Here is a 15456-nt window from a genome sequence, read left to right as displayed (position 1 = left end):
ATCACATAAAGTTTATAATTAGCATAATTATAATAAATATTATTATGAGAAGGTGAAATATTATTTATGAATAGATACTATAGACAGATAGATTACAGCAAATTTGATAAAAATATGGAAGAGTTTGTAAATGAGAATCATATAAAAAGTGATACAGGCTATATTATAATTACATCTACTAAAGATAAACTTACCTATATATTAAAAAAAGTAGATGATAGATTTAAGGTACTGCACGTTTGGAGTAGCACTGTAGGAAAAAGCTCAACTCCTACAATAAAGGGTATATTTAAGTCAGGTATAAAGTATCCTGCTATAGGGGGAGAAAAAAGTTCAGCAAAATATGCAATGAATATAGTAGATGATTACTATTACCACTCAATACTATATGATCCTAAGGGACTTTATGTAATAGATGATAGACTTGGAGTAGCTATAAGTATGGGATGTATAAGATTAGCTACAGAAAATGCTAGATGGATGTATGATAATATACCTATTAATACTACTATAATAATAAAATAGTTATATAAAAATATAAATATCAAATAATAGTTATAAGAAATAAAAAGGAGATAATTTTATGATTAGCTTTGACCCTATTGAATGGATTGGATATTCAGCATCCTTATTTATAGTTATATCATTAACGATGACATCTATAGTAAAGCTTAGAATTATAAATTCTATAGGATGTTTTTTATTTGTAGTTTACGGATTATATGTAAAAGCATATCCTGTTGCCATATCTAATGCGCTTATAATTATTATAAATATATATAATTTATATAATATTTATAAATATAAAGAAAAAAATTAAATTACAAAATATTATTTAATAGCGTAGATATTTTATCTATGCTATTTTTTGTTAAAAGTAAATATTTTCTATATTAATAGATTAGATAAACTAAAATATTAAAAAGGTATAATATTTTAAATAACAATAGTGAGATAAAATATGTTTATTAACTAAGTAAATTGATATATTATATATAATAATAAAAATTATAATTAAAATAGAAAAGAGGACTAAATGTGAATAAAACAATAAGAGAGATTGATAAGGATATAAATAGATGCAAAAACTTAATTGAAGAAAATAACTATTTAGAAATAGTTATAGGATTAGAAGAACTAATAGATAAATATAATTCATGTATAGAAAATATAAAAAAATATGATGGTAGAGTATGGAATTACTCAAAATCTGATTTAGAAAAATTAATGAAAGAATTAGTAGGATACAAAAAAGAATTAAGTATAAGAGAATATAAAAAGGAATTAACTAAATTAGTAGATTCTTCAATAGATTATATTAAAAATCATGATACACTAAATAAAAGTAAAAAAATAAATATTATAGAAGTAATAAGAGATCTTCATAATATAAGCAATGAAGATCTAGGTAAAGAAAAGCTTTGGGAAGAGTTAAGAATATATATAAGGTTAGCAAGTGATGAAGATATAGAAGTAGGGAGTAAGTTGATATCTATTATTAACTATGTATTAGATTTTGACAAAGCTAAAAACTTAGTTCAATAATTACAAATAAATTAAACTAAGATAATATATTAAAATAAATTTATACTTTAGAATTATCTGTATATGATACATTATACAAATCATTTCTACGATGCTTTAATAAAGGTAGTTGATTTCTTATTTTTTCAACATATGAAAAGTCGATATCTGCTATAAAGTAGCCCTCTTTTTCATCTAATCTATTTAATACTTCCCCAAATGGAGAAACTAAAATAGAGTTTCCATAAGATATATAAGAAGAATTATTGTTTCGGGAAGAAGAACATCCTATTGTATAAACTTGATTATCAACAGCTCTAGATTTAAATAGTAGCTCCCAATGAATAGGTCCTGTAGTCATGTTGAATGATGCAGGAACTATTATAGCCTTAGCGCCTTTATCAACCATTATTTTGCATATCTCAAAAAATCTAAAATCATAGCAAATACAAAGACCAATTTTTCCAAATTCAGTATCAAATACTGTAACATCATTTCCAGATGATAATGTATCAGATTCTAAAAATTTTTGGCCAGCATCTATAGAAATATCAAATAGATGTATTTTTCTATGTTTTGCTATCTTATTTCCACATCGATCAAAAACATAAGAAGTATTATATATTTTACTATTATCTTTTTCAGGAATGGATCCAGCTACCAAATATATATTATATTTTTTAGCTATATCAGATAAAATATTATAAAGATTTCCTCCTTCTACCTCACAATAAACAGGAAAATTCTTATTATCATAAGGGCAGCAAAACATTTCTGGAAGTATAACTAAATCTATTTTAGATTTATTAATGGCTAAATTTATATATCTCTCTATAGTGGATATATTCTTTAATTTATTAGAATTAACATCTATTTGTATAACTAAAGTTTTTATAAAAATCACCTCAATTTAATTAAATCTAGTATAAGATATTTATATTTTAATAGTAGTTTATCTATACAAACATTGCATTAAAAAAATGAAAATATATGAAATCAATTTATAAAGTAACAAATAAAATAATGGACACATATTATATAAAGAATGAACATTGTCATCAAGGGGGATTTAAAATGGATTGTTTACAAATAAAAGAAGGAAAATCTTTAGTTAGAGTATTTCAGGCCGCTCCACAAATCGGTAAAGTAGACATTTATATTGATGGGGCACTTGTATTTAGCGGATTAGATTTTATGGAATTTACAGAGTATGTAGAGTTAGAAGAAGGAGAACATACAGTAGGTATATACTTATCTGGAACTACTGAAAATCCAGTTATAAATCAAATGCTTGAAGTAGATGAAGGGCAAATGTATACCGTAGCAGTGACAGGGAATATAGGGGATTTATCTTTATTAGTTATAAAAGACTATTCAGAAAAACAACCATCAAGCGAATATTCTACATTTAGAGTTATACATTTATCACCAAATGCACCAGCAGTAGATATACTAGTAAATGGAGAGACATTCTTTGAAGATATCGGATTTAGAGAGGGAACTAGTTATGTAGATGTAAACCCAGGAACGTATAATGTAAAATTAGTAGTAAGTGAAAGTAAAGATGTAGTTTTTCCGTTAAGGGTTAAATTAAATCCAGATAGAATATATACTATATATGCAATTGGTCAATTAGGTAGTTTAGGTGTTATACAATCAGTTGATGGGAATACTTATTTATGTAAAGAAGCTTAATTTATATTAAATACTAAAATATAAGAGAAGCATACCTTTGAACATATTAACAGTTTAATGGTATGCTTAATTTATAATTGATAGAATAAATTTAGTAATAAAAAATATAATAAATAATATCAAAATAAAAATATAATCTACAAAAAAATAATAAATAACAATAAATTTTGACATCATATTGTAGTTAATGTAATATATTGAGAGATAATAATATAGATAAAAATTATTATGGAATAATATACAGGGGTGAAGTAAATGAAAATAATGACAGTATTTGGGACTAGGCCTGAAGCCATAAAAATGGCACCTTTAGTTAAAGAGTTGGAGTCTAGAGATAATATAGAGTCTATAGTTTGTGTAACAGCACAACATAGAGAAATGTTAGATCAAGTACTAGACGTATTTAACATAAAGGTTAATTATGATTTAAATATTATGAAGTCAAATCAATCTTTGTCTCAAATAAGCACGAATATAATGAATGGGTTAGATAAAGTTATAAAAGAAGTAAAGCCAGATATAATACTTGTACATGGAGATACAACTACAACGTTTATATCATCCTTAGTTGCTTTTTATAATCAAGTTAAAGTAGGTCATGTAGAGGCAGGTTTAAGAACCTATAATAAATATTCTCCTTTTCCAGAAGAGTTAAATAGACAGTTAACATCTGTTATAGCTGATATACACTTTGCACCAACAGAAAAATCAAAGGATAATTTGATAAAAGAAGGAAAAAATCCTGAAAAAATATATATAACTGGAAATACTGCAATAGATGCATTAAAAACCACTATAGATAAGGAATACAAAAGTGAAATAACTGACAAAATAGGAAAAAACAGAATGATACTTTTAACATGCCACAGAAGAGAAAATCTAGGTAGCAATATGAAGAATATATTTAAAGCAGTAAATAAAATATCTATGGAATTTGATGATGTAGAAATAGTGTATCCAATACATTTTAATCCTCAAATAAGAGATTTAGTTAAAGAAGAATTCAAAGGTAATAAAAAGGTACATGTAATAGAACCTTTAAGTGTAGTTGAATTTCATAATTTATTAAATAAGTCATATCTAATACTAACAGATAGTGGAGGCATACAAGAAGAAGCTCCATTTCTTGGAAAGCCAGTTCTTGTATTGAGAGAAACTACCGAAAGACCAGAAGGGATTAAGGCTAAAACTTTAAAATTAGTAGGTACAAATGAAGAGAACATATATAAATACACAAAGGAATTACTAACTAACAAAAAATTATATAATGAGATGTCAAAGGCTTCAAATCCTTATGGAGATGGGCTTGCAAGCAAATACATTGTCGATATTATTGAAAAAATATATCAAAATTAAATTAAATCAGAAGAATGAATAAAAGAAAGTAGTGAAAATATGAATAGAATTTCCAAGAAGATAGATGGATATTTTTTAGGACTAATATTAGAGTTATTTATAATCACCATGTTATTTGTATTTGATATTAAATTTCAAACACAAAATTTAAGTTTTATAATGTTTTGTATAACATTTTTTACTATAATTATGACTTACACAGGGGGAATAATTATAGGGCTTATAGCAACATCAGTTTCTATATTTATATATGCAGCATATATATTTTATATAAATCTAACGAAAAATGTAGAAATAACATATATGTCTTATATATGGATGATATTTATGCCAATAATATCTTATACAACAGGAAAGTTTACAAATAGTATAAATAATCTTCAACAATCAAATCTTAAGCTAGAAAATGAATATAAAAATTTGGTTACTATACATGAGGATACAGGATTATTTAATATAAAAGCATTTTATATGAATCTAGAAAGAGAGATGAGTAAGGCTAAAAGGCATGAAACTCAATTATCTTTAATGCTTATAAACTTACCATACTATAAAGAAATAAAGAACATACTTGGGGAAGTTAAAACTAACAAACTAATGAAAGATATAAGCAATATAGTTGTAAAGTCTACAAGAATAGAAGATGAAAGATACACAATAGAAAATGATACTATAGCTATAATAATGCCAAATACAGATGAATTTGGTGCTAATATAGTAAAAGAAAGAATAAAAACAGGTATAGATGAACTTAGTCTAAGCTTGAAAAATAATAAAAATTACATAAATATAGACACAAAAATAGCAGCAGTAGAGTATAAAAAAAATATAAAGTCTCCTATTGAATATAAAACATATGTACAAGAGGAATTACAATATGATGTTTAAAAAAAAATTTATAATAGAAATAACTATTATAATTAGTATAATTTTAGCAAGTTCAAGTGGAATTTATAGTGAAAATAATAGCAATAAAAAATCTCTTATAGTTTATGAAACTAAAACTAAATTTAAGTCTAATGTTAATACAGTAAATCACCTTAATGAGCTACTATACGTATTTAATAATAAAGTGGACAATATTAATATAAATGATTATAAAAAAAGATGTTTAAACAATTATGACTATGTCTTTGTTATAAATATAAACAATAATATAGAGAATAAAATATTTTTAGAAGATATTAATAATTACAATAAACGTATATACTGGATAGGGGATAAAATTGCAAATTTACTAGAGTATAATAATAAATATTCAATAAAGTACATATATAAAAATAATAATATAACAAGATTAAACTATAAAGGAGACGATATAGTATTAGAAAATGAAAGTGATTACAACATAATACAACCAAGTAGTAAAAGTAATATTATTGCTACTATGAGTGATGGATATAACACATACCCATATATATTGCAAGATAAAAATTTGTATTATATATCTGATTGGAACATGTATGAATCTTATATATTTGAAGATACGTTAAATGATTTCTTTGAACGAACTTCTTTTGAAGAAAGTAAAATATTTGTAAAAATAGAAGATGTAAATCCTCTTAGTGACACAAAAAAATTAGAGGATTTAGCTAATTATTTATATGAAGAAAATATACCATTCATAATATCTTTAACACCTACTTATCGAGATAAGAGTATTAAAGAATTAATCACTCTAGATGAAAATTTTATAAATACTATAAAATATATGCAAGATAAAGGTGGTAGTGTTATATTAAATGGATACTATCATAATAGAAAAGAAAAATCAGATGAAGATGAGTATGAATTTTTTAATAAAGAGATATTAAATAGTAAAAGTGAAGATATAAATATATATATTAAAAATAGGTTATTAAGTGGACTAAGATTATGTATAGAAAATGATATATACCCATTGGGATTTGAAGCACAAAAATATGCTATGATTCAAGATGGGTATAAAGAAATCAAAAAATACATATCTACATATATGGGGAGATACCAAAATAATAGTGAAATTTTTAATATGAGTACATTTCCATATATAATAAAAGATAGTAAAAATTTTAATACACTAATACCGGAAAATTTAGGATATATAGCTAAAGATGACAAATTAGCGGTAGATAAAATAAAATATAATTATTATAAACTATCTATGGTAAGAGGCCATACTGGAGGATTTTTTTTCCATACTGATGTAGACACAAACTATTTAAAAGAGTGTATAGAATATATTAAATCTAAAAATGTAAGCTTTTTAGATTTAAAAAAAGAAAACAACTATATAAATATAGATGATATAAAAATAGAATCAAATAACAAGAATATAATAACAAGTTATGATAAGTATAAATCTATAAGAAAACACAATGATTTAGTGTTTAATAAGTCTATAAATAAGTTAAATGATATAGTTGTAAAGTTTGTTGTTGTAGTATTGCTAATATTTATATTAATCTTTATAGTATTTAAGATTATAAATAGACGAAAGTTTACAAGGAGATAATTATGATAGGTTTAGTAGATTATATATTTTTAATTTCCTTATCATCTATATGGGCTATACTCTTAACAAATATAATACTAGCTATAAGTGGATATATATATTATTTAAAGAGTCTTAAATTTAAAGATGAAAAATTAAAAGAGTTCCCTTTTGTATCAATACTAGTACCAGCACATAATGAAGGCAAGGTAATTGGTAAAACTGTAGAATCTTTATTACTACTAGATTATCCTATAGATAAAATGGAACTTATCGTTATAAATGATAATTCTAGTGATAATTCCAAGGAAATATTAGAAAATATAAAAAATAGATATAGAAATTATAATTTTACCATCATAAATACGGATAATATAACAGGTGGTAAAGGAAAATCAAATGCACTAAATATAGGATATCAAATATCTAAGGGAGAATATATTGCAATATATGATGCTGACAATACACCAGAAAAAACTGCACTAAGATATTTGATACAGACCATAGTTAAAGATGAAAAACTAGGGGCTGTTATAGGAAAATTTAGAACTAGAAACAAGCATAAAAACATATTAACTAAGTTTATAAATATAGAAACTCTAAGTTTTCAATGGATAGCTCAAGCAGGTAGAAAACAATTATTAGGTCTTTGTACTATACCAGGCACTAATTTTGTACTTAGAAGAAGTACTATAGAAAAATTAGGAGGATGGGACACAAAGGCAATAGCAGAGGATACAGAAATAAGTTTTAGGATTTATAAAATGGGACAAAGAATAACATATGTCCCTCAATCAGTAACCTGGGAGCAAGAACCAGAAACTGTAAATGTATGGATAAAGCAACGAACAAGATGGGTAAAGGGAAATATATATGTATTAGTTAAGTATATTACTAATTTATTTAAGGGCAAACAAAATAGAGTGCTGTTTGATATACTATACTTCTTTTCAGTATATTTTCTATTTTTAACATCTGTTGTATTATCAGATATAATATTTATTTTAGGAATATTTAAAATAGTAACTATAAATATCCCATTTGATTTTTTTACTATATGGATACTATCATATATACTATTTGTAATACAGGTATCTATAACACTTAGTATGGAAAAGGGAGAGAGTAATTTAAGCAATATATTTTTAGTTGGGCTTATGTATTTTACATATTCTCAAATGTGGCTATTTGTTGCTATAAAAGGAATGGTTGGGTATTTTTCTGACGCCATACACAAAAGAGAAGTTAAGTGGTATAAAACCGAACGATTTTAGGAGAAAATAAAATGAGATTAATAGCAATAATGATATCATTAATTATTAGTTTTACAAGCTGTGATATAGTTTTTGCACAGCAAAATGTAAAAAATTACAAATTTAAAAATGACATAACTATGAATGGGGTTATAAGTAGTACTAATAAATATTTTGAAGTTCCTAAAAATGCTTTAGTTGAAAAAACTAAGATTAACTTAGTATTTACAAAAAGTGAACTATTAGATGTGAATTATTCTACAATAACAATAATTGTAAATGATGTGCCAATCCATTCAGAACGATTAGATGGAAATAAGGAATATAAAAAAGAAATAAATATAGATATACCAAAAGATTTAATAAAGACAGGTTATAATAAAGTAGAGATAAAAGCTTATAAAACTATTTCTGATAAGGTTTGTAGAGATGACTCAAATACAGCTAACTGGTTAGTAGTACATAAGGAATCAAATATAAGTGTATCCTATAATTATAAGCCAACATCTAATTTGATAAGCGAGTACAAAGATACTTATATAAATGAAAATGGAAGAAATGAATTAGAAACTAGTATATTAATACCAGATAATTATTCAAGTGAAGAATTAACTTCGGCTATGATACTTAGTAGTGGTTTTGGAGAAAAAATAATAAATGATAATGTTAATTTTGATATAAATCTATACTCTCAATTTAAAAACAAGGATAAAAATGTTATATATATAGGCAATAAAAGTAATACTTCAAGTGAAATACTTAATTTATTAACTGCAAAAGAAAAAGAAGATTTGGATAAAAATTGTATTATAAAAAATACAAATTCAATATTTGATAAAAATAAAAAAATGCTTATCATAATATCCAATAATGAAGAACTACTTAAAAAAGCTAGCAAACTTATAAATAGTAAAGATTTAATAAATGAATTAAACAAAGATAGCATAATTATAAATAAAGATACGGATGTAGATGACATATATAATTATAAAAATAAAGATAGATTGAATTTTAAAGATTTAGGTTATGATAATATTACATTGAAAGGACCATTTACACAAGAATCAATAATAGATATAAGTATACCTAAAAGTAAAGAAGTTAAAGAAGGTAGTAAAATAAATTTAAATATTAGATATGGTGAGAATTTAGATTTTGAAAGATCTTTAGTAACTATATATGTAAATAATATACCTATAGGAAGCAAGAAACTAACAAAGGAAAATGCCAATAATGATACCGTAGAGCTTAACCTTCCAAAAGAAACTTTAAATCAAAATTATTATCAAATCAAAATTGTATTTAATTTAGAACTATTAGATTTAGCTTGTGTAACTAGAGATACTGATAACCCATTTGCATATATATCAAATGAATCATATATAGAATTTGATTACAATGATACCAATAATTTAACTATGAAAAATTATCCGTATCCATTTGTTAAGGATGATAAAGTTAATGATACAGTAGTTGTAGTACCCGATAAATTAGACTCAACAGCATTAACGCAAATAGGTAGTATAATATCCTATATAGGTCATAGTATTAAATATAACAATGGAGATATAAGATTTATAAAATCAAGTGATTTAAAATCAGATGATAAAAAAAGTAATTTAATAATAATAGGAACTCCAACTAATAATTTAACTATAAAAGATGTTAATAAATATCTAAATTTAAAATTTAATAAAGATTATTTAGGATTTGAAAGCAACGAAAAGATAAAATTCATAGGAGATTATTCAAAACAACTATCATCTATACAACTTACAAAATCGCCATATAATAAAGATAAGGGTATGATGGTTATTGCATCAACAGAAATAAAGGATTTAGCATTAAGTACTAGATATTTAAATGATTTAGATCTCACAAAGTCATTAAAAGGCGATACTATAGTAATTGATAGAGAAGGAAATATAAAAGATTTAAATTATAAGTTAGATGATGTAGATGAAAATAAAGAGACTAAAGAAGTAAATAAACTAGATAATAAAAGTAAACAGTTTATAATAGTTGCATCAGTATTACTTTTAATGGTTATATCAGCAACAGTTTTATTAGCTTTAAAATATAAAAAATAATATATAAATATAAAATACTAAGCTTTATAACTAATGCTTAGTATTTTATATTTAAAAAAGATAGGAGAGCTATGAGAAAAAAAATATTAATAATAATTACTTCATTAGTAATACTAAGCGTTATTTTTGCTATTAAAAGTACTAACAAAAATAATACTATAACAGAAAAGATAAAATCTGTTAACTTATCAACTGATTATGAAATAGAACAAGCTTTAAAGGATATAGATGATTTGAAAGTGAATACCGTTAATGTACCTATAGTTATAGAAATACCAGATTTAGACTCAAATAATATGAAAATAAATTCTTATAGTAAAGAAAAAGCCATAAGATTAATAAAAATACTGAAATCAAAAGGTATAAATATTATATTAGAAGCATATCCGTGGATAGCTAATGGAAGTAAATATGAAACTGATTATAACCCCGTAAATAAGGAAAAATTCTTTGAAGATTGGAAAAATATATTAAATATTTTAATTAAGGATATAGCAAATAAGTACGATGTAGATATAATGATTATAGCATCAAATTTCTCAAAGTTAGAGATGTATGAAGATAACTGGTGTGATATAGTTAATTTTGTTAAAGGGCGATTTAAGGGAGAAGTAACATATAAGACTACATGGTGGTATACAGCTAGTTGGGATAGAAAGAGTAATGAGGATTATTACAAAAAATTAAATAATAAAATATTTTCTAAAGTAGATTTTATATCTATAGCAGCTTATTTTGAACTTAGTGATAAAAAAGAAAATACAGTAAAAGAATTAGTAAATGCTTTAAACTCTACTACTATATATAATAGAAATCAAAATGTGGTCGAAGAAATATATAGATTCTATGAAAAATATAATAAGCCTATCTACTTTGCTGAATTAGGATTTCCTAAAAAAGATAATGCAGCAACACATCCATGGAATAGTGAAGTGTCCAATGTAGAAAATACAAAAGAACAATCTAGATGTTTTAATGCTTATAAAATTGTATTTGAAGATAAAGACTATATAAAAGGATTTTCTGTATTTGCAGTAGGAAAAAAGGGAAAAGATAAAAATTTTTATCCATCAAAGGAAAGTATAGAAATTATATCTAAATGGTATTACTAATCTGAATAGAGTTTCAATAAAAAATATATTTAGATAGGAAATGAAATAAATGACAGAAAAAGAATATGAAAAATTATTAAATATAGATACTTTAGGAGAAGAATTATGGAGTGAAAAAGTAAGGCATTATCATCCATATCAAGCTACATCATATGAATGTTTAGACGAATTATTTAAAATATACAGCTTAAATGAAGATGATTTTATAGTTGATTTTGGATGTGGGAAAGGTAGGCTAAACTTTTATATAAATTATAGATTTAATTCTAATGTAGTTGGAATAGAAATGGAGGAAAAGTATTATAAAGAATGTATTAAAAATAAAGAAGCGTATGTAAGTGAACATAAGAAAGGTAAAGAAAAAATAGAATTTAAATGTTGCTATGCACAAGATTATGAAATAAAAAGTAAAGATAATAGATTTTATTTTTTTAATCCATTTTCAGTACAGATATTTAGGAAGATAGTAGAAAATATATTAGATTCAGTATATAAAAGTGAAAGGTATATTGAGTTAATATTGTATTATCCTAGTGATGATTATATATATTATATAGAAAATGAGACACCATTTATGCTAAAAGAAGAAATACAGTTAGAAAAGTTATATAAGAAAGATGTTAATGAAAGATTCTTAGTTTATAATATACCATATTATGCATAATATAATGAGATTAAAAGATACTATATAAAATAGAAATAAGTATTTGAAATGCTCATTTCTATTTTATATAGTTTTTGAAATAAAAGGAAAAAATATAAAAATTATTGAAAAATGTAAAAATTTATGATATATTAATAAATATAAGAGATAAAAATCATTGGAGAGGTGTCCGAGTGGTTTAAGGAGCTGGTCTTGAAAACCAGTGATGCTTAACGGCACCGTGGGTTCGAATCCCACCCTCTCCGCCAAATGCCCAGATAGCTCAGTCGGTAGAGCAGGGGACTGAAAATCCCCGTGTCGGTGGTTCGATTCCGCCTCTGGGCACCAGTAAGGCATCTAGAATATAGATGCTTTTTTTATAAATTTTAAATTAATTATAAATCTACTGATAGATACTTAAATTAAAAATAATGACTATGTACTTTAGATATTATATATGAAATTTTTATTGGAAATTAAAACGCATAAATCCATTAATTTGGATTTATGCGTTTTTTAATACATTTATTACTAAGCCACAATTGGTTTAAAGTATGCATTAAAAAAAACATAGGTGGAAATCTAATAAAAAGAAAAGAAAGGGATGTTTATATGAGAAAAGTAAATAACAGTAAAAGAATATTAGATGAAAATCCACAGTTAACTGATTTAGTTAATCATGCACAAACATATACAGATATAAGAAATGCTATAGAAAATGAAAATGAATCAGTTAGTAAGAAAATACATTATAAACAAAAGCCTAAAGCTTTGACATATGATGAAATGCAACCATATAATACAAAATATAAATAAAATTAAAATAAAAATAGAAAGGAGATATACTTAATAAAGTTAAGTATAAATTAGTATGGAAGAATTCGTAAAAATAATAAATGACGAAGAGTTTAACTCTAAAATAGAAAATGGATCAGGGATAGCTGTAGTAGATTTTTTTGCTACTTGGTGTGGCCCATGTAAGATGTTGGCACCAGTTTTTGAGGAAGCTGCAAAGGATGTAGGAAATAAAGCTAGCTTTAGTAAAGTAGATATAGACCAATGTTTAGAATTAGCTAGAAAATATGGTGTAAGTACTGTACCTACAGTTATGATATTTAAAGATGGAAAGCCAGTTGATAAGATGGTAGGTTTTATGCCAAAACAACAAATAATAGAAAAGATAAATTCTAATTTTTAATATTTAAATATATAAAGTAGAAGAAGTGAATAATATAGGGTTGTAACAATGTGCCAATATAAGTCATAAAATATATTAAGGGAATTCCCTTAATATATTTTATGGAGTTGAGAAGATTGGCAAATAAATTAGACAAGACTGTAAAGAAAGTAACAAAGCCAGTTGGAGATATAGGTAAAGAAGTTATAAATGGCGTAGGAAATGTTGCTAAAGAAGCTGTTGGCGGAACTTTAAATGTAGGAAAAGAAGCTATTAAAACAGGATATAATGTAGGAAAAGAAACATTAAATACTGGAAAGAATGTAGGTAAAGCATTAAAGGATAGTATAAAAAAATAGGTAGTATTTTATAATAATAAAATTTATAAATTACTAAATTAAAGTTTTAAAAATAAGTATGAATAAGAAAAGCTATAAAATATAGACTTAAATATATATTTTATAGCTTTTCTTATTATATTTAATTAAATAGTTATTATATAGTTTATGTAAAAATAAATATACAAATGATAAATGAAAATAAATATCAATAAGTATTGACTATCAATAACCAAAGTACTATTATTTAAGTATAGAAGTATGAGAGGTGAAATATTGTGAACTTAGTAATAGTTGGAGGTAATGAAAAGTTAAAAAAAGATTACATAAATTTAGCAAAAGAAAAAGGTCATAAAACTAAAGTTTACTTGAACATGTCAAGTAAGTTAAATAAATCAATAGGAAGTCCAGATGCTCTTGTAATATTCACATCAGTAGTATCTCATAAAATGATAGATGTAGTACAAAAGCATGCAAAAAAGAAAAATATACCGATAATTAGACATAAAAACAGTAGCAAATGTGCATTTTTAGAATGTTTAGAGATGGTGGATGAGTGTTTAGGAAACTGTAATGAATGTAAGTGTAATAAGCTACTAAAACAAAATAAAAGTTAGATAATTTTAATTATATATTATCAGTTAATAACTTTAAGTAATGAATAATATTAATTAAATGATAATAAATATTAAAATCAACAAAATGGGGAAAATTATGATTAGTGTGGCATTATTAGGAAATCCTAATGTTGGTAAGACTACTTTATTTAATGGATTAACAGGTCTTAAACAACGTGTAGGCAACTGGCCAGGTGTAACTATAGAAAAAAATAGGGGAATATAAATGATAATATAAAAATTGTTGACTTGCCTGGAATTTATGCAATGGATACTTTTTCTAATGAAGAGAAAATTTCAAAAGAATACTTAGAAAATGATAATGCAGGTGTAATAGTAAATATAGTACATGCATCAAATTTATCTAGAAATCTTTATTTAACAACTCAACTTATGAAATATAAAAAGCCTATAATATTAATAGTTAACATGATTGACATGGCTAAAAATATAGGAATAGAGATAGATTTATGAAAAATAGATAATATAAAGGTCGTATAAAGTATTTTATACGACCTTTTGCCGTAATAAAAGAAGCACTATAGTCTATACTAGATAATAGTATATAGTAAGGACAATAATCTATTATTGTGGTATAATACAGAAAAGTTAAAAAGTGGTTGAGGTGGAATGTATATTAAATTAGAAGATATAAAAGATGAAGTAACAATAGATGTACGATCAAAAGAAGAATTTGAAAAAATGCCATTGTTTAAATATAATGTGCCTGTTATAGATGAAAAAGATCATAAACTATTAAAAAAATATATTATGATAGCTTTTCCTATAATACTAATAGGGTTTATAAAAAATAGAAAAAATATTAAAAGAGATTTACTTAGGTTATCTAATAACAAAGAAAAAACAATAGTTTTAGGATGTTCACAGGGAAGACTTAGAAGTCCAATAGTAGCTTTTTATTCAAGGTGTTTAGGTATAGATACTAAGATATTAGAAGGGGGGATAAAACAATATTTTAAGCCAGTTAAAAAAGGAATAAAAAAATGGTTTAGCATATGATTGTATTTGACATTTATCAATTTAAATACTACTATTTAATTAAATATAAATTCTCCGATTTTGTTAACCTAAGGCTATGCTATGGTTAATAAAACGGTAGGGTATAAATAGAAATGTTTATGCCTCCTGTTGGAAAGGAGAAAAGTGTAGTAACCTTT

The 15456-nt window shown here is 24.4% G+C and carries 19 protein-coding genes, 2 tRNA genes and 1 riboswitch; of the genes, 20 read left to right on the top strand and 1 reads right to left on the bottom strand.

Annotation, left to right across the window (positions count from 1 at the left end):
- Positions 1 to 66 precede the first annotated feature (66 nt).
- The 3 genes from I2H23_RS10190 to I2H23_RS10180 all read left to right on the top strand — a co-directional run bounded on the left by I2H23_RS10190 (position 67) and on the right by I2H23_RS10180 (position 1545).
- Entirely contained in the window at positions 67 to 525 is a 459-nt protein-coding gene (locus I2H23_RS10190; protein WP_195238259.1) for a L,D-transpeptidase family protein, read from the top strand.
- Positions 526 to 583: 58 nt separating this feature from the next.
- Positions 584 to 820: a YgjV family protein gene (locus tag I2H23_RS10185; protein WP_166505631.1), complete on the top strand. Its 237-nt coding sequence runs from the start codon at positions 584 to 586 to the stop codon at positions 818 to 820.
- 218 nt (positions 821 to 1038) lie between these two features.
- Positions 1039 to 1545, top strand: a complete 507-nt coding sequence (locus tag I2H23_RS10180; RefSeq protein ID WP_166505630.1) for a hypothetical protein — start codon at positions 1039 to 1041, stop codon at positions 1543 to 1545.
- A gap of 40 nt (positions 1546 to 1585) precedes the next feature.
- Here I2H23_RS10180 and I2H23_RS10175 read toward each other — a convergent pair whose 3' ends face one another.
- Entirely contained in the window at positions 1586 to 2428 is an 843-nt protein-coding gene (locus tag I2H23_RS10175; protein ID WP_195581602.1) for a carbon-nitrogen hydrolase family protein, read from the bottom strand.
- A gap of 170 nt (positions 2429 to 2598) precedes the next feature.
- Here I2H23_RS10175 and I2H23_RS10170 point away from each other — a divergent pair, with 170 nt between their 5' ends.
- The 17 genes from I2H23_RS10170 to I2H23_RS10095 all read left to right on the top strand — a co-directional run bounded on the left by I2H23_RS10170 (position 2599) and on the right by I2H23_RS10095 (position 15298).
- Complete coding sequence (locus I2H23_RS10170; protein ID WP_166505629.1) at positions 2599 to 3219, top strand: DUF4397 domain-containing protein; 621 nt, start codon at positions 2599 to 2601, stop codon at positions 3217 to 3219.
- Between the two features lie 255 nt (positions 3220 to 3474).
- Positions 3475 to 4575 carry a non-hydrolyzing UDP-N-acetylglucosamine 2-epimerase gene (gene wecB, locus I2H23_RS10165; RefSeq protein WP_176698667.1) on the top strand — a complete coding sequence of 367 codons (1101 nt, stop codon included), beginning with the start codon at positions 3475 to 3477 and terminating at the stop codon, positions 4573 to 4575.
- 39 nt (positions 4576 to 4614) lie between these two features.
- Complete coding sequence (locus I2H23_RS10160; protein WP_092925208.1) at positions 4615 to 5463, top strand: diguanylate cyclase domain-containing protein; 849 nt, start codon at positions 4615 to 4617, stop codon at positions 5461 to 5463.
- Complete coding sequence (locus tag I2H23_RS10155) at positions 5453 to 7069, top strand: DUF2334 domain-containing protein (RefSeq protein WP_195581601.1); 1617 nt, start codon at positions 5453 to 5455, stop codon at positions 7067 to 7069. Before I2H23_RS10160 ends, I2H23_RS10155 begins: the two co-directional genes overlap by 11 nt.
- Before the next feature lie 2 nt (positions 7070 to 7071).
- The gene (locus I2H23_RS10150; protein WP_166505626.1) at positions 7072 to 8322 is read left to right on the top strand and encodes a glycosyltransferase; all 1251 of its coding nucleotides are present in this window, start codon (positions 7072 to 7074) and stop codon (positions 8320 to 8322) included.
- Positions 8323 to 8333: 11 nt separating this feature from the next.
- Positions 8334 to 10391, top strand: coding sequence for a cellulose biosynthesis cyclic di-GMP-binding regulatory protein BcsB (locus I2H23_RS10145; RefSeq protein ID WP_195581600.1), 2058 nt, complete (start codon positions 8334 to 8336; stop codon positions 10389 to 10391).
- Between the two features lie 71 nt (positions 10392 to 10462).
- Positions 10463 to 11503 carry a glycoside hydrolase family 113 gene (locus tag I2H23_RS10140; protein ID WP_195581599.1) on the top strand — a complete coding sequence of 347 codons (1041 nt, stop codon included), beginning with the start codon at positions 10463 to 10465 and terminating at the stop codon, positions 11501 to 11503.
- A 49-nt stretch (positions 11504 to 11552) separates the two neighbouring features.
- Complete coding sequence (locus I2H23_RS10135) at positions 11553 to 12167, top strand: methyltransferase (RefSeq protein ID WP_092925218.1); 615 nt, start codon at positions 11553 to 11555, stop codon at positions 12165 to 12167.
- Between the two features lie 159 nt (positions 12168 to 12326).
- Positions 12327 to 12415, top strand: a tRNA-Ser gene (locus I2H23_RS10130).
- A 3-nt stretch (positions 12416 to 12418) separates the two neighbouring features.
- A tRNA-Phe gene (locus I2H23_RS10125) sits at positions 12419 to 12494 on the top strand.
- A gap of 264 nt (positions 12495 to 12758) precedes the next feature.
- On the top strand, positions 12759 to 12962 hold the full coding sequence (locus I2H23_RS10120; protein ID WP_092925220.1) for a hypothetical protein: 204 nt from the start codon (positions 12759 to 12761) through the stop codon (positions 12960 to 12962).
- A gap of 55 nt (positions 12963 to 13017) precedes the next feature.
- Positions 13018 to 13344, top strand: a complete 327-nt coding sequence (trxA, locus tag I2H23_RS10115) for a thioredoxin (RefSeq protein WP_195238244.1) — start codon at positions 13018 to 13020, stop codon at positions 13342 to 13344.
- 116 nt (positions 13345 to 13460) lie between these two features.
- Positions 13461 to 13682 carry a hypothetical protein gene (locus tag I2H23_RS10110; protein ID WP_240275741.1) on the top strand — a complete coding sequence of 74 codons (222 nt, stop codon included), beginning with the start codon at positions 13461 to 13463 and terminating at the stop codon, positions 13680 to 13682.
- A 257-nt stretch (positions 13683 to 13939) separates the two neighbouring features.
- Positions 13940 to 14278 carry a DUF2325 domain-containing protein gene (locus tag I2H23_RS10105; RefSeq protein ID WP_092925226.1) on the top strand — a complete coding sequence of 113 codons (339 nt, stop codon included), beginning with the start codon at positions 13940 to 13942 and terminating at the stop codon, positions 14276 to 14278.
- A 97-nt stretch (positions 14279 to 14375) separates the two neighbouring features.
- Positions 14376 to 14504: a FeoB small GTPase domain-containing protein gene (locus I2H23_RS15610; RefSeq protein WP_330383726.1), complete on the top strand. Its 129-nt coding sequence runs from the start codon at positions 14376 to 14378 to the stop codon at positions 14502 to 14504.
- Between the two features lie 23 nt (positions 14505 to 14527).
- Positions 14528 to 14752 carry a FeoB small GTPase domain-containing protein gene (locus I2H23_RS10100; protein WP_334298506.1) on the top strand — a complete coding sequence of 75 codons (225 nt, stop codon included), beginning with the start codon at positions 14528 to 14530 and terminating at the stop codon, positions 14750 to 14752.
- A gap of 156 nt (positions 14753 to 14908) precedes the next feature.
- On the top strand, positions 14909 to 15298 hold the full coding sequence (locus I2H23_RS10095; RefSeq protein ID WP_195581598.1) for a rhodanese-like domain-containing protein: 390 nt from the start codon (positions 14909 to 14911) through the stop codon (positions 15296 to 15298).
- 40 nt (positions 15299 to 15338) lie between these two features.
- A riboswitch (molybdenum cofactor riboswitch) is annotated at positions 15339 to 15454 on the top strand.
- The last annotated feature ends 2 nt before the right edge of the window (positions 15455 to 15456 follow it).

The sequence above is a fragment of the Romboutsia sp. BSD2780061687b_171204_C1 genome (assembly GCF_015560225.1).
Classification (GTDB): Bacteria; Bacillota; Clostridia; order Peptostreptococcales; family Peptostreptococcaceae; genus Romboutsia_C; species Romboutsia_C hominis.
The sequence above is the reverse complement of the archived record's forward strand: the minus strand, read 5'-3'. Positions and strand labels throughout refer to the sequence as shown.

Coding starts and splice junctions, on each gene's coding strand:
- I2H23_RS10190 (WP_195238259.1), top strand. CDS start 67: ATGAATAGATACTATAGACAGATAGATTACAGCAAATTTGATAAAAAT.
- I2H23_RS10185 (WP_166505631.1), top strand. CDS start 584: ATGATTAGCTTTGACCCTATTGAATGGATTGGATATTCAGCATCCTTA.
- I2H23_RS10170 (WP_166505629.1), top strand. CDS start 2,599: ATGGATTGTTTACAAATAAAAGAAGGAAAATCTTTAGTTAGAGTATTT.
- wecB (WP_176698667.1), top strand. CDS start 3,475: ATGAAAATAATGACAGTATTTGGGACTAGGCCTGAAGCCATAAAAATG.
- I2H23_RS10160 (WP_092925208.1), top strand. CDS start 4,615: ATGAATAGAATTTCCAAGAAGATAGATGGATATTTTTTAGGACTAATA.
- I2H23_RS10155 (WP_195581601.1), top strand. CDS start 5,453: ATGATGTTTAAAAAAAAATTTATAATAGAAATAACTATTATAATTAGT.
- I2H23_RS10150 (WP_166505626.1), top strand. CDS start 7,072: ATGATAGGTTTAGTAGATTATATATTTTTAATTTCCTTATCATCTATA.
- I2H23_RS10145 (WP_195581600.1), top strand. CDS start 8,334: ATGAGATTAATAGCAATAATGATATCATTAATTATTAGTTTTACAAGC.
- I2H23_RS10140 (WP_195581599.1), top strand. CDS start 10,463: ATGAGAAAAAAAATATTAATAATAATTACTTCATTAGTAATACTAAGC.
- I2H23_RS10135 (WP_092925218.1), top strand. CDS start 11,553: ATGACAGAAAAAGAATATGAAAAATTATTAAATATAGATACTTTAGGA.
- I2H23_RS10120 (WP_092925220.1), top strand. CDS start 12,759: ATGAGAAAAGTAAATAACAGTAAAAGAATATTAGATGAAAATCCACAG.
- trxA (WP_195238244.1), top strand. CDS start 13,018: ATGGAAGAATTCGTAAAAATAATAAATGACGAAGAGTTTAACTCTAAA.
- I2H23_RS15610 (WP_330383726.1), top strand. CDS start 14,376: ATGATTAGTGTGGCATTATTAGGAAATCCTAATGTTGGTAAGACTACT.
- I2H23_RS10095 (WP_195581598.1), top strand. CDS start 14,909: ATGTATATTAAATTAGAAGATATAAAAGATGAAGTAACAATAGATGTA.